Source organism: Streptomyces sp. HP-A2021 (genome assembly GCF_022807935.1).
In the GTDB taxonomy this organism is placed as follows: Bacteria; Actinomycetota; Actinomycetes; order Streptomycetales; family Streptomycetaceae; genus Streptomyces; species Streptomyces afghaniensis.
On record NZ_CP094344.1, the window covers coordinates 5,468,563 to 5,491,368 of the forward strand.

Sequence of the window (22,806 nt, forward strand, 5' to 3'; positions counted from 1 at the left end):
CACATCCGGTCGTACAGGATGTCTATTCATCCCTGCGAGTGCATGGATGGAGCCATATGGCCGCGGTTTCCGAACAATGGCTGGTCGTGCAGCCCCCCACTGACTTCCGGTCCTCCCGCGCCCCGTCCCCGCCGACCGCCATGCTCGGGTACACCCTGTTCGCGACCCGCTGGCTCCAGGCTCCGCTCTACTTCGGCCTGGTCGTCGTCCAGGGGGTGTACGTCTACAAGTTCTTCAACGAGCTGTGGACGTTAATCCTCCGGTGCGTGTCCGGGCGGGCCACCGAGACCTACGTCATGCTCTCGGTGCTCAAGCTGGTCGACGTCGTCATGATCGCCAACCTGCTGATCATGGTGATCGTGGGTGGCTACGAGACCTTCGTCTCGCGCATCGACCTCACCGGCCACCGCGACCAGCCGGAGTGGTTCTCGCACGTCAATCCCAATGTGCTGAAGGTGAAGCTGGCCACCGCCATCGTGGGCATCTCGTCAGTCCACCTGCTCCAGATGTTCGTGGACGTCCAGCACACCGCGCAGCACTCCCTGCTGTGGGGCACGACGATCCACATGGCGTTCATCCTGTCGGCGGCGATCCTCGCGTACATGTCGGGGCCGATGGCCGCGCACGCGGATCGCGGACATGCCGAGCGGCCTCCGGCCGGGCCCGAGCCGGCAAGGCCTCCCCAGGCGGAGCAGAACCATGGAGACCAGCGGCACGGGAAGCTGGAGCAGGACGCCCCGGCCGCCACCCCCGCCCTGCCCCGCCAGCCCTCCCCCGACGCGGACGCCGAGACCCGGATCCGCGCCGCCGGGTTCCCGGCCCGCAAGCTGCTGGAGGACTTCGACCAGCAGCACCCCCGGGGCTTCGACCGGGAGGTCCTGGCCCGGCTCGGCAAGGCGGAGTTCGTCACCGCCCGGCGCAACGTGGTCCTGGTCGGCCCGCCCGGCACCGGCAAGACCCACCTCGCCATCGGCCTCGGCGTGCGGGCCTGCCGGGCCGGGCACCGGGTGCTGTTCGCGACCGCCGCCGAGTGGGCCGCCCGGCTCTCCGAGGCCCGGGCCGCCGGCCGGCTCGACGCGGAACTGGCCGCCCTCGACGACTACTCCCTGCTGATCGTCGACGAGGTCGGCTACACGCCCATCGACGCGGCGACCGCCGGACTGTTCTTCCGGCTGGTCGCCCACCGCTACGAGCGTGCCTCGCTGATCGTGACCAGCGACCGCCCGCTCGGCCGCTGGGACGAGGTCTTCGGCGGCGCCTGCGCTCCGGCGATGGTGGACCGCCTCGCCCATCACGCCGAGCTCGTCCGGCTGGACGGGGACAGCTACCGGACGCGCCGCGCTACTTCAGCGTGGGCAGACTGACGTTGTTGATCAGCGGTCCCTCGATGCCGACCCCCTCGCTGATCAGGGGCTCGCCCGCGGCGGCCGGCAGGGGCAGTGGCGGCGCGTGGGCCGCGGCGGCGGAGGGCGCGAGCACGCCCACGAGGGCCACGGCGCAGAGAGCGACGGCGGGGAGCTTTTCTGGCATGGGAACGACAGGGCCTTTCACGGATCGAGGGACGAGGGACACCCCACCGCGGGCCGGCCCGGGGACGCCGGGGCCGGCCCGATGGCGCGCGGCAGGCGGATCAGACCTGCGGTGTCTCGAGGACGAGGCCGGCGACATCGATGCTCACCGCGGCGGCCGGAGTGGCCAGCCCGCCGAACGTCATCAGGGCGGCGGTGGCCAGGACGGCGGCGACTCGACGGACAACGCGCATACTGGGACTTCCTTTCCACAAGGGCTCGCAGGACACCCGGTGGCTGCCCCCGCGCGAACGGCGGAATGCGGCACGCCCGGCAAGGTCGCCCAAGGGTGGGAAATCCCCGGCGTGGCGTGCATGAACGCCGGCGTGCACCCGAACGGGTGAGACGAGGCCCAGGCGGAACGGGCCGTCAGCCCGCGTCGTCGGCGAGCTCCGCGACCCCGGTGATCCGGTGCAGCGGGTACGTACGGACCTCGTCCGCCGTGTGGTCGTACGCCGTGACGAAACCGCCCTCGACGCGGATCGGGGCGATGACCCGCTGGCTCGCGGCCCCCTCGGCGTTGACGTAGCCGATCCACAGGGCCTCGCCGGTCAGGACGGCGGCCTGCATGGTGGCGAGAGTCTCGGCGGAACCGGTGCGGGGCAGTTCGCCGTTGGCCGCCGGAGCCGTGCCGGGTTTGCGCGGGGTGGTGGAGGCGAGGTCGCCGGCCCGGATGGCGCGCAGCGCCGCCGCGAGGAGCGTGTCGTCGGGGACCGGCGGGCCGTCCGGCACCGGCTCGGGTGCGCTGCGAGGCGGGGTCCGGTGCGCGTGCGCGCGGGTGATCAGCACATCGCCCTCGGCGGACTCGGCGGCCGGCGCGAACCCCATCGCCCGCAGGCCCTCCAGCAGCCCCGCCGGGTCGGTCTGCGCGGCCAGCACGGTCGGGGCGAGCCGGCGCAGCCCGAGGGAGGCGGCCCGCTTGTCGGCGAGGATCTCGCCCAGCACCGCGTCGTCGTCGCAGCGGACGTACGCCGAGGCCGCGCCCACGCGCAGCTGCCCGTGCCTGCGGGCCACGTCGTCGATCAGGTACGTGAGCGGCTGCGGCACCGGCGTACGGGAGTGCGCGGCGAGGAAGGCGTGCAGGTCCGAGGCGCTCCGCCCGGCGTCGAGGGCGCGCCTTACCGAACCGGGCGTGAAGCGGTAGACGGTGGCCCCGCCCTTGGACTCGACGTCCGCCAGCACGCCCAGCATGTCGGCGAGCGGGCGCTGCAGGGGCCCGGGCGCCACCGCCGTCAGGTCGGCCTGGAGCAGCACGTGGTCCAGCGGCTCGGGCAGCAGGGGCGTGAGCAGCCGGGCCGCGGCGGCGGAGGCGACGGCCTGTTCGGTGGCGGAGAGGGTGGGGACATGGGTGGGGCGGTGGTGGACGGGGAGCTTGTCCCCTGGCCCGGAGGGCTCCGCTTCCGGGCTCCTGGCGGGAGCCGCGGGTGCGCCCAGCAGGGCCCGGCCGTGGGCCGACAGCGCGCCCCTGCCTGTGACGCCCAGCAGTTCCGCCTCGGACAGGGCCCACTGGGCGAGCCGGCCGCGCAGGTCGTCCTCGGGCTGGGCGCCGCGCAGGGGGCGCTCCCAGCGCAGCCGGGCCAGTACCGACTCGGCGGCCGGCGCGGTGCCCTCCGGCAGCCCGGCCAGCAGCGCCAGCACCCGGTGCCGTACCTCGGGCGCCGCCGAACGGTCCAGACCCGGCCCGAGCGCCGACAACGTACGGTCCTTCGCGTCCCGCCCGCCCACCAGCCCTGCCGTGCGGGTCGCCGGGAGCCATGCCGTGACCAGCCGCGACCAGCGCTCGGCGGCCGGCAGCTCCCGCCACTCGTCGTACGCCGGGGTCGCCGCGTACCGCTCGTCGGCCTCCCCGTCCGGGGCGATCAGGCCTGCCGCGTACGCCAGCTCCACCCAGAACGCGGCGACCGGCTCGGGCACGTCGAGGGCGACGGCGGTCCGCTTCAGGTCCCGCACGCTCAGGCCGCCGGCCCGCAGCACCGCCGGCCCGCCCTCGTCCCAGTCCTTCAGCAGTTCCTCGACGGTCGCGAGCGCGGTGTACGCCTGCCCGGCCGCGGTGCTGTCCACAACCTGTGGACGGTGAACGGCGGCGGCCTCGACCGCCGGCGGCACCGGCTCGGGCGTCCGGTGCGCGAGCCCCCGCCGCAGGTGCAGGGCGACCTCGCGCGGCAGCACGACCGTCCCGGGCGCCGTCGGCAGCAGCAGCCCCCGGTCCAGCAGCCAGCGCAGCCGGGGCGCCGGATCGGCCGTGACCTGCCCGTACGGCGGCCCCCACACGAGCCGCTCCAGCACGTCGAGGGAGTCGGCCGGGGCCTTCGCGAGCAGCGCGGCCATCCGGCGCCGGTCCGAGAACAGCTCGGTCAGGGACGTCACCGCGGAGACCGAGTCGTGGGTCGACGGCAGCCCGGCGGCCGTGACGATCTCCTGGATGCGCCCCGGGGACATCCCGGCGGTGGCCTCCTGGACCGTCGGGCCGAGCCCTGTCGGCGAGGGGTGCTGCGGCGAGGGAGCCAGTAGTTCACGGGCCGTGCGGACCAGCCGCAGCCGGTCGTCGCCGCCCCAGACCAGGGCCTGCTCGCGCAGGACGCCCAGGGCGTGCGGCAGGGCCTGGGCGACGGCCGGGTCGGCGTCGTCTCCGGCCATGAGTCCGAGCAGTTCGTCGTACGTCGCCGGATCGGCCGCCACGGCCAGCGCCTCAGCCGTCTGGAGCGTGAACCGGTCCAGCCGCTCCAGGGCCCGCACGACCGAGGCCCGGGTGCCGGCGCGGGTCGCGAGCTGCGTGAGGTCGGTGGGGACGGGCGTGATGAGATCCGGTCGGCTGCGCAGGAGTGCGCCCAGCGAGACGTCGTCCCGCCCGCGGAGCGCTTCCGCGAGGGAACGGGGGGCCGAAGGCCTGTCCTCGGTGCTCATCCGGTCCACGGTAGCGGGTCGTCTCCGGCGGCCGGGGGGGACTGTGCGCGGGCATGTGGGTCGCCCGTCCGCACTCGCGGTACCGTCGACCGACGGCGTCAGCCAACGCACACGCCCCGGAGGGGACTTCGTGGGGATTGAGAGCGACCAGGTCGTTTACGAGTATCTGAGCCGCGTCGGCGACGTGGCCCAGCAGCGCCAGTTGTCGTCGGCCACGCGCATGCGTCTGGTCGCGGACCTGCGCAACGAGATCGACAAGCGCCGCGCGAAGGCCACCGTCGACTCGCCCGCCGCCGTCCGCCGCATCCTGTCCCGCCTCGGCAGCCCCGACGAGATCGTGGCGGCGGCAGCGGACGGCACCGGCACGGGCACGGGCACGGTCGGCGGCGGTACGGCGCAGAACGCCCCGGCCGCCGTGCCCGTACAGCGCGAGGCCCGCGAGCCGGAGGAGACGGGCGAGCGGCCGAAGGGGGTCCTGCGGCGCGTCGTGCCGCGTCCCCGCCCGGCCCGGCCCGCCGAGGAGTCACATCCCGCCGCCGGGGGCGCGGCCCCGCCGCACCTGGCCGCCGGGCACGAACTCGGGGACAGCGCCGTCCAGCCGGACTGGTGGCGGGTGGACAGCAGCCCCTTCGGCGTCGGCGACGAAGTGCCGGGCTTCGTGGGCGGCGTGGAGCTGCCGGACCTGCTGAAGCAGCCGACACCGAGGAAGCCGGAGCTGGAGAAGCAGGCGGCCGACGAGGAGCCGGCCCCGGCTGTCGAGGTTGCCGGAGCGCCGGAGGAGACGGCAGGCAAGGCGACCCGCCGGCGTCTCCCGGGCCTGCCCGCGGGCGGCTGGAGCAACCCGCTCCTCCTCATCGCCGCTGGTCTCCTCGTCGCGGGCGCCGTACTCGGCAACTGGTTCGTGCTGATCCTCGGCTGGCTCATCGCCTACGCCTCGCGCCGCCTGACCCCGGCGGAGACGAAGTGGGCGGTGGTGATCCTCCCCAGCCTCTCCGTCGCGGCCGGCATTCTCTGGCTGTGGGGCAGGACGAACGACCGCTGGGGCGCCCCGATCGCGGAGGGCCACATGAACGACGCGGTGGCTCAGACCTGGCCGTGGGTGGTCAGGGGCGCGGCGGTGGCGTCGGCGCTGTTCCTGGTCTGGCGCTCACAGCGCTCTCGTTAGGCCCTGTCGGGCCCAGCCCCTCACAGGGGGACGTCTGCCGTTCACACCGTCTGGGCACAATGGCCCATATGGCAATCACCGTCGGCTTCGACCTCGACATGACCCTCATCGACTCCCGCCCCGGCATCCGCGCCTGCTACCAGGCGCTGTCCGAGCGGACGGGGACGTACATCGACGCCGATCTGGCGGTCACGCGGCTCGGGCCGCCGCTGGCCGAGGAGCTGATCAACTGGTTCCCGGCCGACGAGGTCGAGACCGTGGCGGACGTCTACCGGGAGATCTACCCGTCCATCGCGATCGCCGCGACCCCGGCGCTGGCCGGCGCCCGGGAGGCCATCGCGGCCGTACGGGAGGCCGGGGGACGCGCGATAGTCGTCACGGCCAAGTACGAGCCCAACGCCAAACTGCACCTCGCCCACCTCGGCATCGAGCCCGACGCCGTCATCGGTGACCTGTGGGCCGAACAGAAGGCGGAGGCGCTGCGCGAGCACGACGCGGATGTCTACGTCGGCGACCACGTCGGGGACGTGCGCGGCGCCCGGACGGCCGGCGCGCTGTCGGTCGCGGTGGCCACCGGCCCCTGCCTCCCGGAGGAACTGCGTGCGGCGGGCGCGGACGTCGTCCTCACCGACCTGACGGAATTCCCCGGGTGGTTTTCGGACTACCGTCCGGCACGCGCCTGACGCCGGCCCGCCGCGACGGAACGCAGCACTCCCGCTCCGGCCATCAGGAATCCGACCGCCATGAGCATGCTCAGGCCGAACATGTACGTCGGAAAGGGCGTCGTCCCCAGGAACAGCGGGGCGACCGTGACCAGTGTGGCCAAGGCGCCGATGAAGAAGACGATGGCACCGGCACGGACCAGACGGTCACCGGGAGCGGCGGAATTCGTTTGGGTTTTGTCACGCACCCGACCAGGGTAGTTCCCAGCGCGAAGGAACAACCGGGTGACGTCTTGTCACCGGCCTGAAGAGCATTAGCCTTGGTACCGGCGGGTCGTACGACCCGCCCGAGTGCTATCAAGAGCCGTTTCCAGAAGCAGTTTTCCGACGAGTACGAGGACGAGGACAGACGTGCCTACCGGCAAGGTCAAGTGGTTCAACAGCGAGAAGGGCTTCGGCTTTCTCTCCCGCGACGACGGCGGTGACGTCTTCGTCCATTCCTCGGTCCTCCCCGCCGGAGTCGAGACGCTCAAGCCGGGACAGCGGGTGGAGTTCGGTGTCGTCGCCGGACAGCGCGGCGACCAGGCGCTGTCCCTGACGATTCTGGACCCGACCCCGTCCGTCGCCGCGGCGACCCGCAAGAAGCCGGACGAGCTGGCCTCCATCGTCCAGGATCTGACGACCCTCCTGGAGAACATCACGCCGATGCTGGAGCGGGGCCGCTACCCCGAGAAGACCGCCGGCAAGAAGATCGCGGGCCTGCTGCGCGCGGTCGCCGACCAGCTGGACGTGTGACCGCGGCTCAGGGGAAAGCGAGTGCGTTCGGGCCGAGGGGCGGCACCAGCCCCTCGGCCGCCGCGCGTGTCAGCAGCCCGCGTACGGCGGCGTAGCCGTCCTCGCCGAGATCGGCGGTGAACTCGTTGACGTACAGCCCGATGTGCTGGTCGGCGACGGCCGGGTCCATCTCCTGGGCGTGCTCCATGACGTAGGGGCGGGACACCTCGGGGTCGTCCCAGGCGGCGCGCACCGACGTCCGGACGGAGTCGGCGAGCAGCCGCAGCTTCTGCTCGCCCAGCGACCGCTTGGCGATGATCGCGCCCAGCGGGATCGGCAGGCCGGTGGTGTTCTCCCAGTGCTCGCCCATGTCGGCGAGCTTGTGCAGCCCGTAGTTCCGGTACGTGAAGCGCGCCTCGTGGATGACGAGCCCCGCGTCGACCTTCCCGTCCCGCACGGCCGGCATGATCTCGTGGAACGGCATGACGACGATCTCGCCGACCCCGTCGCTCAGCGTGTCCGCGGCCCACAGCCGGAACAGCAGATAGGCGGTGGACTTCTCACTGGGCACGGCGACCGTACGGCCGGTGAGGTCGACATCCGGCTCCCGCGTCAGCACGAGCGGCCCGCACCCCCGGCCCAGCGCGCCCCCGCACGGCAGCAGGGCGTACTGCTCCAGCACGTACGGCAGCACCGCGTACGACACCTTCAGCACGTCGAACTCGCCGCGCTCGGCCATGCCGTTGGTGATGTCGATGTCGGCGAAGGTCACGTCGAAGGCGGGGGCGCCGGGGACGCGGCCGTGGGCCAGGGCGTCGAAGACGAAGGTGTCGTTCGGGCAGGGGGAGTAGGCGATCTTCAGCTGCTCACTGGTCATGCCGGTTCCAACTCTCCAGTACGGGCACGAGCTTCCCGAAACCCTCGGTGAGGGCCGCCAGGGCATCGGGGATGCGCCAGGCGGCGCGGTCGCGCGGCCCGACGGGATTGGAGATCGCCCGCACCTCCAGCACGGGCACCCCGTGCACGGCGGCGGCCTCGGCCACGCCGAAGCCCTCCATGGCCTCGGCCAGGGCGGTGGGGTGACGTTCCCGGAGCACGGCGGCCCGCTCGGCGGTCCCGGTCACGGTGGACACGGTGAGCACGGCCCCGGTACGGGCCCCGAGGGCGTCGGCGACCGGCCGTACGAGGTCCTCGGGCGGCTTATGACTCACGGTCCCGAACCCGAGCTCGGTGACCGACAGAAACCCGTCATCGGTCTCGGCCCCCAGATCGGCCGCGACGATCTCATCAGCGACAACGAGCGATCCGACGCTCGCCCCCGGCAGAAACCCCCCACCGATCCCAGCGGAAACGACGAGGTCGTAGGGGGTGCCTTCGAGGGCGGCGGCGGTGAGCACGGAGGCGGTCGACGCGCCGGCGAGACCAGGCCCCACACCGACGGCGACGACGTCGATGCCGCTACCGCCGTGGGCAGTCGTTCCGCTGGGGCTTGGGGGAGGGTGGGCACGGCCTGCAGCGCCGAGTGTCGTTTCAACGGACCCTGGCGACAACTCCCCAAGCGCCTCTGCCACCGCGTCCCGTTCCACAGAAACCGCGGTGGCGACAAGCACCCTGCCCAGCCCAGCGGCAGCGATTACGCGTCCTTCTCCAGCTTGAAGTTCCACAACCCCGACGCGTCCTTCTCGCCCTCCTTGATGGACACCAGCGTCGAGTCGCCCTGCGCCCCGTACTGCGCGTTGAAGAACACGCTGCCCGGAATGGTGCGGTACGTCTTCGTGCTGGAGTCGGTCAGCGGCTGACCGTTCATCAGGATCGTCCAGCCCTCGTCCGCGATCTCCGGGTCGACCCCGAAGCGCACGGTCTCGTCCGGGTCGACGGAGATGCTCTTGATGCCCTTGTCCTTCAGGCACTGGTTGAGATCGGACGGCTTCAGGACATCGCCCTCGCCGCCACAGGTGGCCTCGGAGTTCACCGAGTCCTGGCCCACGGTGACCGTGGCCATCGGAGTCGGCTTGTCACAGGCCGAGAGGACGAGCAGTCCGGCGGACACGACGCCGGCGGCGGCGACGGCGCGGCGGCGTCGCACAGCGGATTGCAACCTGGTCATGGGCGAAGGCTATCTGCCCCACCGCCCGGACCGCCCACGCGGGGTACGGCGTGCCCGTCCGGCTACGCCACGCGCGGCCGTGCCGCACCACCGCGCCGGGCCGAGCCGATCAGCCCCCGCACGGTCGTCAGCCAGCCCGTGCCGACGATCGCGGCGCCCACCGCCAGCCCGAGCGTGCCGTTGAGCGGCATCGCGATGCCGACCGCCCCGCCGAGCACCCAGGACATCTGGAGCAGTGTCTCGGAGCGGGCGAAGGCCGACGTGCGGACCAGTTCGGGCACGTCCCGCTGGATCAGCGCGTCGAGCGACAGCTTGGCCAGGGCCTGCGCGAAGCCGGCGATCGCGGCCAGGCAGGCCACCAGCACCGCGCTGAAGAACAACGCGGCCGTGATCGCCGCGCCCAGCACGCACGCCACGACCGTCACGATGATGATCTCCGGCGCCCGGGACCGGAGCCACGCCCCCACGGCCGTACCGAGCGCGTTGCCGACGCCGGCCGACACGCCCACTGTCCCCAGGGACACGGCGGCGCTCTGGCCGGAGATCGGATGCTCGCGCAGCAGGAAGGCGAGGAAGAAGATCAGGAAGCCGGTGAGGCAGCGGATGGCGGCGTTGGCGGCCAGGGCGTGGGTGACGGCCGGGCCGACCGTGCGCAGCCCGGGGCGCTTGACGGGACGGCGGTGCGGCCCGTGCAGGTGCTCCTCGTCCGCGGCCAGCAGGGCCGTGTCCTCGCCCTTGGCGGAGTCGACGTTCGGCGGCAGCGTGAACGACAGGAACGTCCCTGCTACGAAGATCAGGAAGGCGCCGTAGAGCGGCCAGCGCGGCCCGATCTGCTGGAGACCGGCGCCGACCGGCGCGGCGATGCCGGTGGCGAGGAGCCCGCCGAGGGTGACGCGCGAGTTGGCCTTCACCAGGGAGAAGCCCGGCGGCAGCAGCCGGGGCACGACGGCGCTTCTGACCACCCCGTACGCCTTCGAGGCGACGAGGACGCCGAGCGCCGCCGGATACAGCTGGAGGCTGCCGCTGACGACCGCGCCGGACAGGATGAGCGCGAGCAGCGCCCGGGCCAGCATCGCCCCGGCCATCGCGGCCCGGCGGCCGTGCGGGATGCGGTCGAGGAGCGGGCCGATCACCGGCGCGAGGAGGGTGAAGGGCGCCATGGTGATGGCGAGGTACAGCGCGACCCGGCCGCGAGCCTCGTCGGTCGGCACGGAGAAGAACACCGTCGAGGCGAGGGCGACGGTGATCATCATGTCTCCGGCGCCGTTCACGCCGTGCAGCTCGATCAGCTTGCCGAGGCCGGACTCGCCGGCGCCGTGCGCGTGGGTGGCCTTGCGGATGCCGCGGGCGGTGCCGGTGAACGGGGAGTGCAGGGCACGGCCGACCGCGCGGAGGGAGCCGCCCAGACGGCCCGGTCCGCTCAGTCGGCTGCTTCCCTTGACCCCTTTCGAACCACCGGTCCCGGTGGCGCCCTGGGGCGTCCTCGCGGCTGCCACGACGTCATAGTGCCCCGAGATGGCTGTGGGTAGTGCCATTACCGCGTGTATAGGGCCTGTGGGGTGACTGTCCGGGTTGCGGGCCGGGTCGGTACGGTCGCCGGAGCCGTCGGTCAGGACCGTCGGTGTACGCGAAGTGGGGCGGAAGGGTAGCGTGCGTATCTCAGCCATCCCGCAAAATGGATGAAGGACGTCGACGCGGTCCCCTGGTCCGCTCCGTCCGCCCCCGGCGCTGGGAGTGGCGCACACGTGAGACGGCGTATGGAGAGAAGCGATACCTGTGAGCGCAGCGACAACGCGAAGCCGCACCCCTGACCGTCTGTGCGCCGAGGCCGTCGACCTCGCACGGGGCGCCGCCGAGGAGGCCGCGGCACCCGGCATCGTCGGCGAGCACGTGGGGCTGGTCTCCGAGGGGGATCGCGTTGTCACGCACTTCTTCGAGTGCCGGGAGCTCGGGTACCGGGGCTGGCGCTGGGCCGTGACCGTGGCCCGGGCGTCCCGGGCGAAGATCGTCACGGTGGACGAGGCGGTGCTGCTGCCCGGCCCGGACGCGGTGCTCGCGCCCGAGTGGGTGCCGTGGAGCGAGCGGTTGCGCCCCGGCGACATGGGTCCGGGCGATCTGCTGCCCACCGACGCCGAGGACCTGCGTCTGGAGCCCGGCTGGACCGGCGAGGACGAGCCGCCGCCGAACTCCGTCGTCTCCGACGAGATGGCCGCACTCGCGGAGGCCGAGGACGCGGAGGTCACGGCGGGACCCCTGGCCGTGCCCGCCCGCGGCTCGATCGCGGCGGTTGCCGAGGAACTCGGCGTGCGCCGTGCCCGGGTGCTGTCCCGCTACGGCCTGCACATCGCGGCCGACCGCTGGGAAGAAGCCTTCGGTCCCAAGACCCCGATGGCGCAGGCGGCCCCCGCCGCCTGCGTGAGCTGCGGCTTCCTGCTCCGCATCGGCGGTTCCCTGGGCCAGGCCTTCGGCGTCTGCGCCAACGAGTTCTCCCCGGCCGACGGCCGCGTCGTCTCCCTGGCCTACGGCTGCGGCGGCCACTCCGAGGCCGCGGTCATGCCCAAGCCGCCCCAGCCGGCCCCGCCGGTCATCGACGAGACCCGCGTGGACCCGTTCCCCCTGCGCCCGGCGTCGGACTCGGGCTCGGTCCCGGCGACGGCGGACGAGGACACGGAGGAACTGGGCCACTCGTAGCCGCCGGGAGCTGAACCGGGGCCGGACGGCGCGCGCAGCCCCGCTCCCCAGGCGGTACCTTCGTCCTCTCGTCGATGAGGAGAAGGAACGTGAGCAGCAAGTTCGTGCGGCCCGCCGCCGAGGGTGCCGATCCGTTCGGTACGGCACGTCTGCGGCGTGGGGTGCTGGACGCCTGGGCCACCAGCCCCGCCCGGTTCCGTGAGGACGCCAACGCCGAGGAGGATCTCGTCCTCGGCGGGTACCGGGACCGGCTCGTCGTCGAACTCGCGCAGAACGCCGCCGACGCGGCGGCCCGGGCAGGGGTGCCGGGGCGGTTGCGGCTCACCCTGCGTGACGGGGTGCTCGTCGCCGCGAACACCGGCGCGCCGCTGGACGCGGCCGGCGTGGAGTCGCTGTCCACGCTGCGTGCCTCCGCGAAGCGGGAGACCCACGAGCAGGCCGTCGGGCGGTTCGGCGTCGGGTTCGCCGCCGTCCTCGCCGTCACCGACGAGCCCGCCGTCGTCGGCCGGCACGGCGGCGTGCGCTGGTCCCTGGCCGAGGCCCGGGAACTGGCCGCCGACACCGCCCGGCACAGCCCCGGCCTCGGGGACGAGGTCCGGCGGCGCGACGGTCACGTACCGCTGCTGCGGCTGCCGTTCGCCGCCGAGGGCACCGCCCCCGACCCGTACGACACCGCCGTCATCCTGCCGCTGCGCGACACCCCCGCCGCCGACCTCGCCGAACGGCTGTTGCGGGCGGTCGACGACGCGCTCCTGCTCACCCTCGCCGGCCTGGAAGAGGTCGTCGTCGAGATCAACGGCGAGAGCCCCCGGACGCTCTCCCGCCGCACCGACGGCCCCTTCACCGTCGTCGACGACTCCGGCGACGGCGTCACCTACTGGCGCACCGCCGCCGCCCACGGCCCCCTCACCCCCGAGCTGCTCACCGACCGGCCCGTCGAGGAGCGGCTGCGCCCCCACTGGTCGGTCACCTGGGCCGTGCCCGTGGACTCCGACGGCAGCCCGGCCCGGCCCCGCACCAGCCCGGTCGTGCACGCCCCCACCCCCAGCGACGAGCCGCTCGGCGTCCCCGCCCTGCTCATCGCCTCGTTCCCGCTGGACTCCACCCGTCGGCACGCCGCCCCCGGCCCGCTGACCGACTTCCTGATCCAGCGCGCCGCCGACTCCTACGCCGGACTCCTCGGCGACTGGCAGCCGGTGACGGCCGGGCTCATCGACCTCGTGCCCGGCCCGCTCGGCAAGGGCGAGCTGGACGGTGCCCTGCGCCGGGCGATCCTGGAGCGGCTGCCGCGCACGTCGTTCCTGCCGCCCGCCGTCGAGCGCCGCGAGCACGACGGCGACGAGCTGCCCGAGTCGCTGCGGCCCCGGGACGCCGAGGTCGTCGAGGGCGCGGGCGCGGACACGGTGCGGGTGCTCGCCGAGGTGCTGCCCACGCTGCTGCCCGCCGGTCTCGAACGCCGGGCGGAGCTGCGCACCCTGGGCGTCGCCCGGGTGCCGCTGACCGACGCGATCGACCGGCTGGCCGGGCTGGAGAAGGAGCCCGGCTGGTGGCGGCGGCTCTACGACAGCCTGGCCGGGGTCGACCCGGACCGGCTGTCGGGCCTGCCGGTGCCGCTCGCGGACGGCCGTACGACGATCGGCCCCCGGCAGGTCCTGCTGCCCAGCCCCGACGCCACCGGTATCGACCCGGAGACCCTGGCCCGGCTCGGTCTGAAGGTCGCCCATCCGGACGCCGCGCACCCGATCCTGGAGAAGCTGGGCGCCCTGCCCGCGACCCCGCGTGCCGTGCTCACCACCCCGCAGGTCAGGGCCGCCGTCGCCGCGTCGCTCGACGACGAGGGCGGCGCGCTGTGGGAGGAGGACACCCTCGACGCGGAGGAACTGGCCGACACCGTCCTCGCGTTGGTGCGGGACGCCGGTCTGGAGCCCGGTGACGAGCCCTGGCTCGGCGCGCTCGCGCTGCCCGACGAGGACGGCGAACCGGCCCCGGCCTGCGAACTCGTCTTCCCCGGCGGCCCGTTCGCCCAGGTCATGCGCGAGGGCGAACTGGCCGCGGTGGACGCCGAGCTGGCCTCGAAGTGGGGCGAGCAGCCGCTGGCCGCCTGCGGGGTGCTGGTGAACTTCGCGCTCGTCCGCGCCACCGACGTCGTCCTCGACCCCGACGAACTGGAGCCGCGCGAGGGCGACTTCGCCGAGCCCGACGACCCGGGCCTGCTGGACGCGGTCGACGTGTGGGCGGAGGACGTCCTCGACCGTTTCCCGGACAGCCCGGTGCCGCCGGTCGCGACCGAGATCATCGCCGTACGGGATCTGGACCTGGTCGACGAGGACAAGTGGTCCCAGGCCCTGTCCCTGCTGTCGCAGCCGCCCCTGCGGGACGCGATCGTCCAGACCGTGCGCGTCCTGCTGCCGGACGGCACGCACGAGGTCGTACGGCCGTACACGGCGTGGTGGCTGCGCGGGAACCCGGTCCTGGACGGCCGCCGCCCGGCCGGGCTGCGGGCCGCCGGCGGCGACCCGCTGCTGCGCGGCCTGTACGAGGAGGCCGACGCGACCGGCTTCGAGGACGAGCAGGTGCTGCGCGCGCTGGGCGTACGGACATCCGTGGCCGCGCTGCTGGACGAGCCCGGCGGCGCCGCCGAACTCCTCGACCGGCTCGCCGACCCGGAACGCGAGGTGACGGACGCCCAACTGCACGCGCTGTACGGGGCCCTGGCCGAACTGGACCCGGAGCAGGTGACCCTGCCGGACGAGCTGCGTGCCGTCATCGACGGCCGGGTGGAGGTCGTGGACGCGGCCGACGCCGTGGTGTGCGACTCACCGGACCTGCTGCCCTTCACCGCGGGCGTCCCCCTGCTGCCGGTCCGCCCGTCCCGGGCCGCCGACCTGGCCGAACTCTTCCAGGTACGGCGCCTGAGCGAGTCGGTCACGGGCCAGGTCACCTCCGAGGGCACCGAACACGACGTCCCGGACTCCGTCCGCGTCCTGCTCGGCCCCCGCACTCCCTCCTCCTACCTCGAGCACGAGGAACTCGTCGTCGACGGCGTGGAGATCGACTGGCGGCTCACCGACGACGGCGTCCTGCACGCCGCCACGCTGGAGGGCGTCGCCGCGGGGCTCTCCTGGGCGGCGGGGCAGTGGCCGCGGCGGTTCGAGGTGGCGGCGCTGCTGGAGGATCCGTCGCGGACGGAGGAGCTGGCGCGGGACCGGTGGTTCGACTGAAGCGCGCCATGGCGTTTGGCCGTTCGGTGAAAATCCCCGCACAAATTTTTCACCTGTCGTACAACCATGCGCATGGCTCGCGAATCTGATCACGTGAGTCAACAGACTCCACGATCACTTGGGCCCCAGGAGCCGACGACGAGCGCCGGGGCCCCTCTCCACCTGGAGAACGCATGCGTATCCGAGCCACTGTGGCCGCCGTCACCGGTGCCCTGGCCCTTTCCGCCCTGGCCGTCCCCGCCGCGCAGGCGGACGACCACATGCCGAACCTGGCCTCGCTGGTCCCCTCCACCTCGAAGGCCACGCCGTTCGCGGCCGCCGGCCCGACGGACGAGGGCGAGGGCGACACGAAGATCACGAGCGTGACCGTCAACGGCGGCAAGAACATCGTTGTCGGCACGACCGTCAAGAAGTCCTTCACCGTCTCCGTGACGGCCACCGACCCGGAGGGCATCTACGACGCCTACCCCGTCCTGTGGCACGGCTCGGACCCGGACACCGCCGACGGGGCGCTCGTCCCGGAGGGCCTGGACCAGGAGTTCGTCGGCGACTGCACCAACTCCAGTGCCACCACCGCCACCTGCAAGGTGACGCTCACCGCCGACCCGGCCGTGGACCTCTACAGCAACATCCTGGCCGGCACCTGGAAGGTGTGGGTCGGCGCCATCGGCAACGACGGTGACTACGTCATCCGCGACGCCTACAAGACCGCCAAGGTCCAGCGTGCCTCGAAGCTGACGGTCAACGCCTCCCCGGAGCCGGTGACCAAGGGCAAGACCATCACCGTCACCGGCAAGCTCTCCCGGGCCAACTGGGAGGACCACAAGTACCACGGCTACACCAACCAGCCGGTGAAGCTGCAGTTCCGCAAGAAGGGTTCCGACACCTACTCCACGGTGAAGACCATCACGTCGAACAGCACGGGTGAGCTGAAGACCACCGTCAAGGCCGCCACCGACGGCTACTTCCGCTACTCCTTCGCGGGCACGACGACCACCCCGGCCGTCAACGCCACGGGTGACTTCGTCGACGTGCGATAACACCGTCCCGCACGACACGGACCACACCGCCGGCCCCGGAATCCGTTCCGGGACCGGCGGTTCCGTACGTCTCCTGTCCCAAGTCTCATGCCCGGGTCAAACATTGGGGATGCGGCGGCAAAACCGGAACGGGGCGTACAACCTGTTCCCGGGCTCGTGGATCTGATCACCCGAGTCAACAGACTCCTAGATCACTTCTCCACCTGGGGAACACATGCACATCCGAGCCACCGTGGCCGCCGTCGCAGGCGCCCTGGCCCTTTCCGCCCTCGTCGTTCCGGCCGCGCAGGCCGCCGACGCGCCGTCCGGCAAGGCGGCCTTCAGCTCCGCCTCGGCCGACGCCGACTCGGGCACCACCGCGTCGACCCTCGACGTCACCTTCTCCAACGTCAAGGTCAACAGCGGCAAGAACATCGTCGTCGGCACCACGAACGTGGTCAGCTTCCCGGTCACCTACACCGTGACCCACGCCGCCGACCTGGACACCAGCTCGGACAACTTCGCCACCGGCCCGCTGATCTACCACGGCTCCTCGCTGGACACCGCGGACAACGTCCTCATCAGTGACGACCCGGCCACCTGCACCGCCGCCTCGTCGACCGTCCTCAACTGCAAGGGCGTGATCAACATCCGCCCGGCCGACGGCGATCTGTGGAACTCCGACGCCGGCACCTGGGGCGCCGGCGCCCTCGCCGTCACCAGCAACGGCGACGAGAAGATGCAGGGCGGCCTGGGCAGCACCAAGGTGCAGCGCTACTCCAAGCTGACCGTCAACGCCGGCCCCGAGCCCGTCTACAAGGGCAAGACCATCACGTCCACCGGCAAGCTGTCCCGCGCCAACTGGGAGGACAACGCCTACCACGGCTACACCAACCAGCCGGTCAAGCTCCAGTTCCGCAAGGCGGGCACCAGCACGTACACCACGGTCAAGACGGTGTACTCCGACCAGTACGGCAACTTGAAGGCCACCGCCACCGCGACGTACGACGGCTACTGGCGCTTCAGCTTCGCCGGCACCACGACCACCCCGGCGGTCAACGCCACGGGCGACTACGTCGACGTGAGGTAACTCCGGCTACGCCGGGAAGCGGCGGTCCACCCACCTCCAGGTGAGTTCCAGGGTGGCCGCCGCCCCCACCGCGATACCGACCGCCAGCCACGGCATCGTCATGCCGACCAGCTTCAGCGCGAAGAAGTGCTGGAGCCACGGCACGACGAGGACCAGCAGGAACGCCCCGCCCATCGCCGCCACCAGGGCGATCCGCCACCAGGTGTAGGGGCGGGCGATGATCGCCAGGACCCACATCGAGATGAGGAACAGCGTGAGCGTCGCGGCGCTGGTCTCCGCGTCCAGCGCCCCCGCGCCCGTGTAGTGCTCCCCGGCGATCAGGTACGTCGCGAAGGTCGCCAGCGCGGCCACCACCCCGCCCGGGATCGCGTACCGCATCACCCGCCGCACGAAGTTCGGCTTCGCCCGCTCCTTGTTGGGCGCGAGCGCGAGGAAGAAGGCCGGGACGCCGATCGTCAGGGTCGAGAGCAGGGTCAGGTGGCGCGGCAGGAACGGGTACTCGACCTGCGAGCAGACCACCAGGATCGCCAGCAGCACCGAGTAGACCGTCTTGACGAGGAACAGGGTCGCGACCCGCGTGATGTTGCCGATGACCCGGCGGCCCTCCGCCACCACCGACGGCAGTGTCGCGAAGCTGTTGTTCAGCAGCACGATCTGCGCGACCGCCCGGGTCGCCTCCGAGCCGGAGCCCATCGCGACGCCGATGTCGGCGTCCTTCAGGGCGAGGACGTCGTTCACCCCGTCGCCCGTCATCGCGACCGTGTGTCCCCGGGACTGCAGCGCGCCCACCATGTTCCGCTTCTGCTGCGGGGTGACCCGCCCGAACACCGTGCCGTCGTCGAGGGCCCGGGCCATGCCGTCCTGCTCGGCGGGCAGCCGGCGCGCGTCCACCGTGGCGCCGGACAGCCCCAGCTTGGACGCGACCGCGCCGACCGACACCGCGTTGTCGCCGGAGATGACCTTGGCGGCCACGTTCTGGTCGGCGAAGTAGCGCAGCGTCTCGGCCGCGTCCGGCCGCAGCCGCTGTTCCAGGACCACCAGCGCGACGGGCTTCGCTCCCTCGGCCACCTCCGGGTCGTCGAGGTCCCGGTCGACCCGGGCGAGCAGCAGCACCCGCAGGCCCTGCTCGTTCAGCCGCCCGGTCTCGGCGAGGGCCGGGTCGTCCTCGGGCAGCAGCACGTCCGGCGCCCCGAGCAGCCAGGTGCTGGTCTCCCCCTCGGCCTCGGCGAACGCGGCGCCGCTGTACTTGCGGGCCGAGGAGAACGGCAGCGCCCGGGTGCAGCGCCAGTCCTCGGCGGCCGGGTAGGCGTCGATGATCGCCTTGAGCGAGGCGTTCGGCCGGGGGTCGGACGCGCCGAGGGCGCCGAGCACCCGGCGTACGTACGTCTCGTCGGCGCCCTGCAGGTGCCGCAGCTCGGTGACGACCATGCCGCCCTCGGTGAGGGTGCCGGTCTTGTCGAGGCAGACCGTGTCGACCCGGGCCAGCCCCTCGATCGCGGGCAGCTCCTGGACGAGGCACTGCTTGCGGCCGAGGCGGATGACGCCGATGGCGAAGGCGACCGAGGTGAGCAGCACCAGCCCCTCGGGGACCATCGGGACGATGCCGCCGACCGTGCGGGCGACGGAGTCGTCGAAGGCGTTCTCCTTCACGAACAGCTGGCTGATGATCAGGCCGATCGCGGTCGGGACCATCATCCACGTGACGTACTTGAGGATCGTGGAGATGCCGGAGCGCAGCTCGGACTGGACGAGGGTGAACCGGGACGCCTCCTCCGCGAGCTGCGCGGCATACGCCTCCCGCCCGACCTTCGTGGCCTGGAAGGCCCCGCCGCCCGCGACCACGAAGCTGCCCGACATCACCTGGTCGCCGGGGCGTTTGACGACCGGGTCCGCCTCGCCCGTCAGCAGCGACTCGTCGATCTCCAGCCCGTCGGCCTCGGCACAGACACCGTCGACGACGACCTTGTCGCCGGGCCCGATCTCGATCAGGTCGTCGAGGACGATCTCGGAGGTGCTGACCTGGCCGGAGGCCCCGTCCCGGCGGACGGTGGGACGCACCTCACCGATCAGCGCGAGCGAGTCCAGCGTCTTCTTCGCCCGCCACTCCTGGACGATCCCGATACCGGTGTTGGCGAGGATCACGAAGCCGAACAGGCTGTCCTGGATCGGCGCGACGACCAGCATGATCAGCCACAGCACGCCGATGATCGCGTTGAAGCGGGTGAAGACGTTCGCGCGGACGATGTCGACGGTGGACCGGCTGCTGCGCACCGGCACGTCGTTGACCTGGCCGCGCTCCACCCGCTCGGCGACCTGAGCCGAGGTCAGGCCGGTCTCGCGTGAGGTGACCGTCACCGGCCGTGTGGAGTCGGGCCGGGCACCCGCGTCGAGATGCGTCATGCATTCGACGGTACGTGCGGATTTGCCGCTTCACCTGCCGAATGCGGGGAAGATCCGACCTGGGAACGACGGACGTCGTGCCCTGGTCGTACGGCAGTTGTACGCCCTCGGATCGCCGTCGGACCCTGGTGCCACCCGCGGTGTCAGCCGGCCCGCCGCGCGGTGCACAGCAGGTACTCCCACTCCAGGACGGTCCCGCCCCCGCCCGTGCTCAGATCGCCGTCGCGGGCGAGGTCCGCCAGGTCGCGGTCCAGGGCGGCGGTGCGCTCGGGGTCCCCGGCGATGTTCTTGTAGACGGTGATCGTGGGGCCGTAGCGCTCCTTGAAGTAGTCGCGGAACGCCTCGGGCGTCTCGAAGCGGTCGACCCGTACGGTCCGGCGCTCGGCGCGCACGTCCGTGACCCGGTCGCCGAGGAGCGCGCGCACATGGTCCTCGTCTCCCCACAGCGGGGGCGGCTGCGCGCCCGGCGGGGGCGGCGGCGCGTACGGCTTCATCGTGGCGAACATCCGGCCGATGAAGCCCTGCGGCGTCCAGTTCAGCAGGCCGATGGTGCCGCCCGGACGGCAGACCCGGACGAATTCGCCGGCGGCCTGCTGGTGGTGCGGTGCAAACATCACCCCGACGCAGGACAGCACGGTGTCGAACTCGGCGTCGCCGAAGGGCAGCGCCTCGGCGTCGGCCTCCTGCCAGCTCAGCTCCACGCCCTGCTGCCCGGCCACGCGGCGGCCGGCCTCGAACAGCTCCGGGGTCAGGTCCGAGGCGACCACGTCCGCGCCGGCCAGGGCCGCCGGGATCGCGGCGTTGCCGCTGCCCGCGCCCACGTCCAGCACCCGCTGGCCGGAACGCACCCCGCACGCCTCCACCAGGACCGCCCCGAGGCTGGGGATGACCTCGGCGGCCAGGGACGGGTAGTCGCCCTGCGCCCACATCGCCCGGTGCTTGGCCTTCAGGGCCCGGTCGGCCTCGGTCGCGCTGTTCTGCGTCGTCATGGCTGCGCTCCTCACCGGTGGGGCGGCGGCCGCGACGATTCCGGGCGTTTTGCCGCCTTTCTCCGAGAGTAGGGAGGGGACGGCTGCGTGTCTCGCCGGGAAGCGGGCAGGAACGTGCCTACTCGGCCGCCGGAGTCGGCGTCACGTCCTGCTGGGCCGCCGCCCGCTTGATCGCGGCATCGCGCCTGCGGACGTACCAGATGCCGATCAGCCCCAGGCCGCCGCCGGCCAGGCAGGTCCACACCCACCAGGTGTGGCCGTGGTCGTCGAACCAGCCGTAGAAGGGGACCTGGACCAGGAAGAGGACGAACCAGAGGATCGTGCCGCCGGTGACGGTGGCGACCACGGGGCCCTCCAGGGGCTCCGGCGCCTCGTGTCTGGGGGTCCATTTCGCCATGGGGACAGCTTACGAGGCGATCAGGTCTACGCGCGCAGATGTGCGATCGCGGCCTTATATGTTCATACTGAAACGGTTTGTGTCTGACCACTTCTCTTCGTAGGAAACACCAAACACATGTCCTCCTCGGCTCCCGCCAAGGTCCCCGCCCCTGAACAGCCGGGAGCCGGGCCCACGTACGGCGCACTCGACCGCTTCTTCCGGATCTCCGAGCGGGGCAGCACGCTGTCCCGTGAGGTCCGGGGCGGCCTCGCCACCTTCTTCGCGATGGCCTACATCATCGTGCTGAACCCGATCATCCTCGGCAGCGCCAAGGACATGTACGGTCACCAGCTCGACAACGGACAGCTGGTCACCGCGACGGCCCTCACGGCCGCGCTCACCACCCTCCTCATGGGCGTCATCGGCAATGTGCCGATCGCCCTCGCCGCCGGCCTCGGGGTGAACTCGGTCGTCGCCCTCCAGCTCGCCCCGCGCATGTCCTGGCCGGACGCGATGGGCATGGTGGTCCTCGCCGGGTTCGTCGTCATGCTGCTGGTCGCCACGGGCCTGCGCGAGCGCGTGATGAACGCCGTGCCCTACGGGCTGCGCAAGGCCATCTCCATCGGCATCGGCCTGTTCATCATGCTGATCGGTCTCGTCGACGCCGGTTTCGTCTCCCGGATCCCGGACGCCGCCCAGACCACCGTGCCACTCCAGCTCGGCGGCGACGGTCACCTCAACGGCTGGCCGGTCCTCGTCTTCGTCCTGGGTGTCCTGCTCACCCTCGCGCTGATCGTCCGCAAGGTCTCCGGCGCGATCCTGATCTCGATCGTCGCCATGACGGTCGTGGCCGTGGTCGTCGAGGCCGTGGCCAAGGTGCCGAGCTGGGGTCTGACCACCCCGAAGTGGCCCGGCAGCCCGGTCGCGAGCCCCGACTTCGGGCTGGTCGGGCAGGTCAGCCTGTTCGGCGGCTTCGAGAAGGTCGGTGTGCTGACCGGTGTGCTGTTCGTCTTCACCGTGCTGCTGTCGTGCTTCTTCGACGCGATGGGCACGATCATGGGCGTCTCCGACGAGGCGAAGCTGACCGACGCGCAGGGGCAGATGCCCGGCATCAACAAGGTGCTGTTCGTCGACGGTCTCGCGGTCGCCGCCGGCGGTGCCAGCTCCTCCTCGGCGACCACCGCCTTCGTCGAGTCCACGGCCGGCGTCGGCGAGGGTGCGCGCACCGGCCTCGCGAACGTCGTCACCGGCGGCCTCTTCGCCGTCGCGCTCTTCCTGACGCCGGTCGCCACGATGGTGCCCTCCCAGGCGGCCACCCCGGCCCTGCTCGCGGTCGGCTTCCTGATCCTGGCCGGCTCGGTCAGGGAGATCGACTGGGCGGACCACACGATCGCCATCCCGGCCTTCGTGACGATGCTGATGATGCCGTTCACCTACTCGATCACCAACGGCATCGGCATGGGCTTCATCACCTTCGTGGTGCTGCGGTTGGCGGCCGGGCGGGGCCGGGAGGTGCCGACGGCGATGTACGCGGTGGCGGCGGTGTTCGCGTTCTACTACCTGATGCCGGCGCTGGGTCTGACCTGATCCGGATCCTCGTCGCCCGAGCCGGGTGACCCGTAGAACCTCTCCGTCTCCTCGACGGCGGCCTGGAACCGCTGGTCGAAGTCATCGCGAATGAGCGTCCGGACGACATAGTCCTGGACGCTCATTCCCCTTTTCGCGGCATGGTGCCGGAGCCGCTCAAGCAGCTCGTGGTCTATTCGCAGGCTGAACACGCTGGTCCCCATGACCGAAGGGTCGCGGCACCCTTCGGTCCGGTGTGTCACGTTCCGCC

Annotated in this window: 20 protein-coding genes and 1 pseudogene; 9 read left to right on the plus strand and 12 right to left on the minus strand. The window is 72.3% G+C overall.

Annotated elements, in window-relative coordinates:
• The first annotated feature begins 86 nt into the window (after positions 1 to 86).
• Positions 87 to 1,364 (plus strand): IS21-like element helper ATPase IstB, encoded by a 1,278-nt coding sequence (istB, locus tag MQE23_RS24810; RefSeq protein WP_347710143.1) that lies wholly within the window; start codon positions 87 to 89, stop codon positions 1,362 to 1,364.
• Here the strand turns inward: istB and MQE23_RS24815 are convergent.
• From MQE23_RS24815 to MQE23_RS24820, 3 genes are all read right to left on the minus strand, one after another.
• Positions 1,342 to 1,530, minus strand: a complete 189-nt coding sequence (locus MQE23_RS24815) for a hypothetical protein (protein ID WP_037667794.1) — start codon at positions 1,528 to 1,530, stop codon at positions 1,342 to 1,344. The genes istB and MQE23_RS24815 overlap by 23 nt on opposite strands.
• Positions 1,531 to 1,630: 100 nt before the next feature.
• Positions 1,631 to 1,762 carry a hypothetical protein gene (locus MQE23_RS43535; RefSeq protein ID WP_020270984.1) on the minus strand — a complete coding sequence of 44 codons (132 nt, stop codon included), beginning with the start codon at positions 1,760 to 1,762 and terminating at the stop codon, positions 1,631 to 1,633.
• 175 nt (positions 1,763 to 1,937) lie between these two features.
• Positions 1,938 to 4,472, minus strand: a complete 2,535-nt coding sequence (locus tag MQE23_RS24820; RefSeq protein ID WP_243380324.1) for a helicase C-terminal domain-containing protein — start codon at positions 4,470 to 4,472, stop codon at positions 1,938 to 1,940.
• A 130-nt stretch (positions 4,473 to 4,602) separates the two neighbouring features.
• On the opposite strand from MQE23_RS24820, the gene MQE23_RS24825 reads away from it, so the two are divergent.
• Together MQE23_RS24825 and MQE23_RS24830 are read left to right on the plus strand one after the other, a co-directional pair.
• Entirely contained in the window at positions 4,603 to 5,637 is a 1,035-nt protein-coding gene (locus MQE23_RS24825) for a hypothetical protein (RefSeq protein ID WP_020273492.1), read from the plus strand.
• Between the two features lie 59 nt (positions 5,638 to 5,696).
• Complete coding sequence (locus MQE23_RS24830) at positions 5,697 to 6,320, plus strand: haloacid dehalogenase-like hydrolase (RefSeq protein ID WP_020273493.1); 624 nt, start codon at positions 5,697 to 5,699, stop codon at positions 6,318 to 6,320.
• Here the strand turns inward: MQE23_RS24830 and MQE23_RS24835 are convergent.
• Complete coding sequence (locus MQE23_RS24835) at positions 6,299 to 6,547, minus strand: hypothetical protein (RefSeq protein WP_020273494.1); 249 nt, start codon at positions 6,545 to 6,547, stop codon at positions 6,299 to 6,301. The genes MQE23_RS24830 and MQE23_RS24835 overlap by 22 nt on opposite strands.
• Positions 6,548 to 6,710: 163 nt before the next feature.
• On the opposite strand from MQE23_RS24835, the gene MQE23_RS24840 reads away from it, so the two are divergent.
• Positions 6,711 to 7,094, plus strand: coding sequence for a cold-shock protein (locus tag MQE23_RS24840; RefSeq protein ID WP_010035896.1), 384 nt, complete (start codon positions 6,711 to 6,713; stop codon positions 7,092 to 7,094).
• A gap of 7 nt (positions 7,095 to 7,101) precedes the next feature.
• Here MQE23_RS24840 and MQE23_RS24845 read toward each other — a convergent pair whose 3' ends face one another.
• The 4 genes from MQE23_RS24845 to MQE23_RS24860 form a co-directional block, all read right to left on the minus strand.
• Positions 7,102 to 7,950 carry a 1,4-dihydroxy-6-naphthoate synthase gene (locus MQE23_RS24845; protein ID WP_020273495.1) on the minus strand — a complete coding sequence of 283 codons (849 nt, stop codon included), beginning with the start codon at positions 7,948 to 7,950 and terminating at the stop codon, positions 7,102 to 7,104.
• Positions 7,940 to 8,737, minus strand: a complete 798-nt coding sequence (locus MQE23_RS24850; RefSeq protein WP_243380326.1) for a futalosine hydrolase — start codon at positions 8,735 to 8,737, stop codon at positions 7,940 to 7,942. The genes MQE23_RS24845 and MQE23_RS24850 overlap by 11 nt, the downstream gene beginning before the upstream one ends.
• Positions 8,707 to 9,180, minus strand: coding sequence for a DUF2771 domain-containing protein (locus tag MQE23_RS24855; protein ID WP_243380328.1), 474 nt, complete (start codon positions 9,178 to 9,180; stop codon positions 8,707 to 8,709). Before MQE23_RS24855 ends, MQE23_RS24850 begins: the two co-directional genes overlap by 31 nt.
• A gap of 62 nt (positions 9,181 to 9,242) precedes the next feature.
• The gene (locus MQE23_RS24860) at positions 9,243 to 10,676 is read right to left on the minus strand and encodes an MFS transporter (protein WP_020273498.1); all 1,434 of its coding nucleotides are present in this window, start codon (positions 10,674 to 10,676) and stop codon (positions 9,243 to 9,245) included.
• A gap of 280 nt (positions 10,677 to 10,956) precedes the next feature.
• Here MQE23_RS24860 and MQE23_RS24865 point away from each other — a divergent pair, with 280 nt between their 5' ends.
• From MQE23_RS24865 to MQE23_RS24880, 4 genes are all read left to right on the plus strand, one after another.
• On the plus strand, positions 10,957 to 11,871 hold the full coding sequence (locus MQE23_RS24865; RefSeq protein WP_020273499.1) for a DUF3027 domain-containing protein: 915 nt from the start codon (positions 10,957 to 10,959) through the stop codon (positions 11,869 to 11,871).
• Between the two features lie 74 nt (positions 11,872 to 11,945).
• Complete coding sequence (locus MQE23_RS24870; protein WP_243380329.1) at positions 11,946 to 15,092, plus strand: molecular chaperone Hsp90; 3,147 nt, start codon at positions 11,946 to 11,948, stop codon at positions 15,090 to 15,092.
• Between the two features lie 173 nt (positions 15,093 to 15,265).
• On the plus strand, positions 15,266 to 16,132 hold the full coding sequence (locus MQE23_RS24875; RefSeq protein ID WP_037670036.1) for a hypothetical protein: 867 nt from the start codon (positions 15,266 to 15,268) through the stop codon (positions 16,130 to 16,132).
• A 214-nt stretch (positions 16,133 to 16,346) separates the two neighbouring features.
• Positions 16,347 to 17,201: a hypothetical protein gene (locus MQE23_RS24880; RefSeq protein ID WP_020273503.1), complete on the plus strand. Its 855-nt coding sequence runs from the start codon at positions 16,347 to 16,349 to the stop codon at positions 17,199 to 17,201.
• 6 nt (positions 17,202 to 17,207) lie between these two features.
• Here the strand turns inward: MQE23_RS24880 and MQE23_RS24885 are convergent, their stop codons facing one another.
• The 3 genes from MQE23_RS24885 to MQE23_RS24895 all read right to left on the minus strand — a co-directional run bounded on the left by MQE23_RS24885 (position 17,208) and on the right by MQE23_RS24895 (position 20,987).
• Positions 17,208 to 19,601 carry an HAD-IC family P-type ATPase gene (locus MQE23_RS24885; protein ID WP_243380330.1) on the minus strand — a complete coding sequence of 798 codons (2,394 nt, stop codon included), beginning with the start codon at positions 19,599 to 19,601 and terminating at the stop codon, positions 17,208 to 17,210.
• Positions 19,602 to 19,744: 143 nt separating this feature from the next.
• Positions 19,745 to 20,590, minus strand: a complete 846-nt coding sequence (locus tag MQE23_RS24890; protein ID WP_243380331.1) for a methyltransferase domain-containing protein — start codon at positions 20,588 to 20,590, stop codon at positions 19,745 to 19,747.
• A gap of 118 nt (positions 20,591 to 20,708) precedes the next feature.
• Complete coding sequence (locus tag MQE23_RS24895) at positions 20,709 to 20,987, minus strand: DUF2530 domain-containing protein (RefSeq protein ID WP_037670039.1); 279 nt, start codon at positions 20,985 to 20,987, stop codon at positions 20,709 to 20,711.
• A gap of 117 nt (positions 20,988 to 21,104) precedes the next feature.
• Between MQE23_RS24895 and MQE23_RS24900 the strand changes: the two genes are divergently transcribed.
• Positions 21,105 to 22,556, plus strand: coding sequence for an NCS2 family permease (locus MQE23_RS24900; protein WP_243380332.1), 1,452 nt, complete (start codon positions 21,105 to 21,107; stop codon positions 22,554 to 22,556).
• Between the two features lie 29 nt (positions 22,557 to 22,585).
• Here the strand turns inward: MQE23_RS24900 and MQE23_RS24905 are convergent.
• A pseudogene (locus MQE23_RS24905) lies at positions 22,586 to 22,759 on the minus strand (ribbon-helix-helix protein, CopG family); the annotation flags it as partial.
• Positions 22,760 to 22,806: the final 47 nt, after the last annotated feature.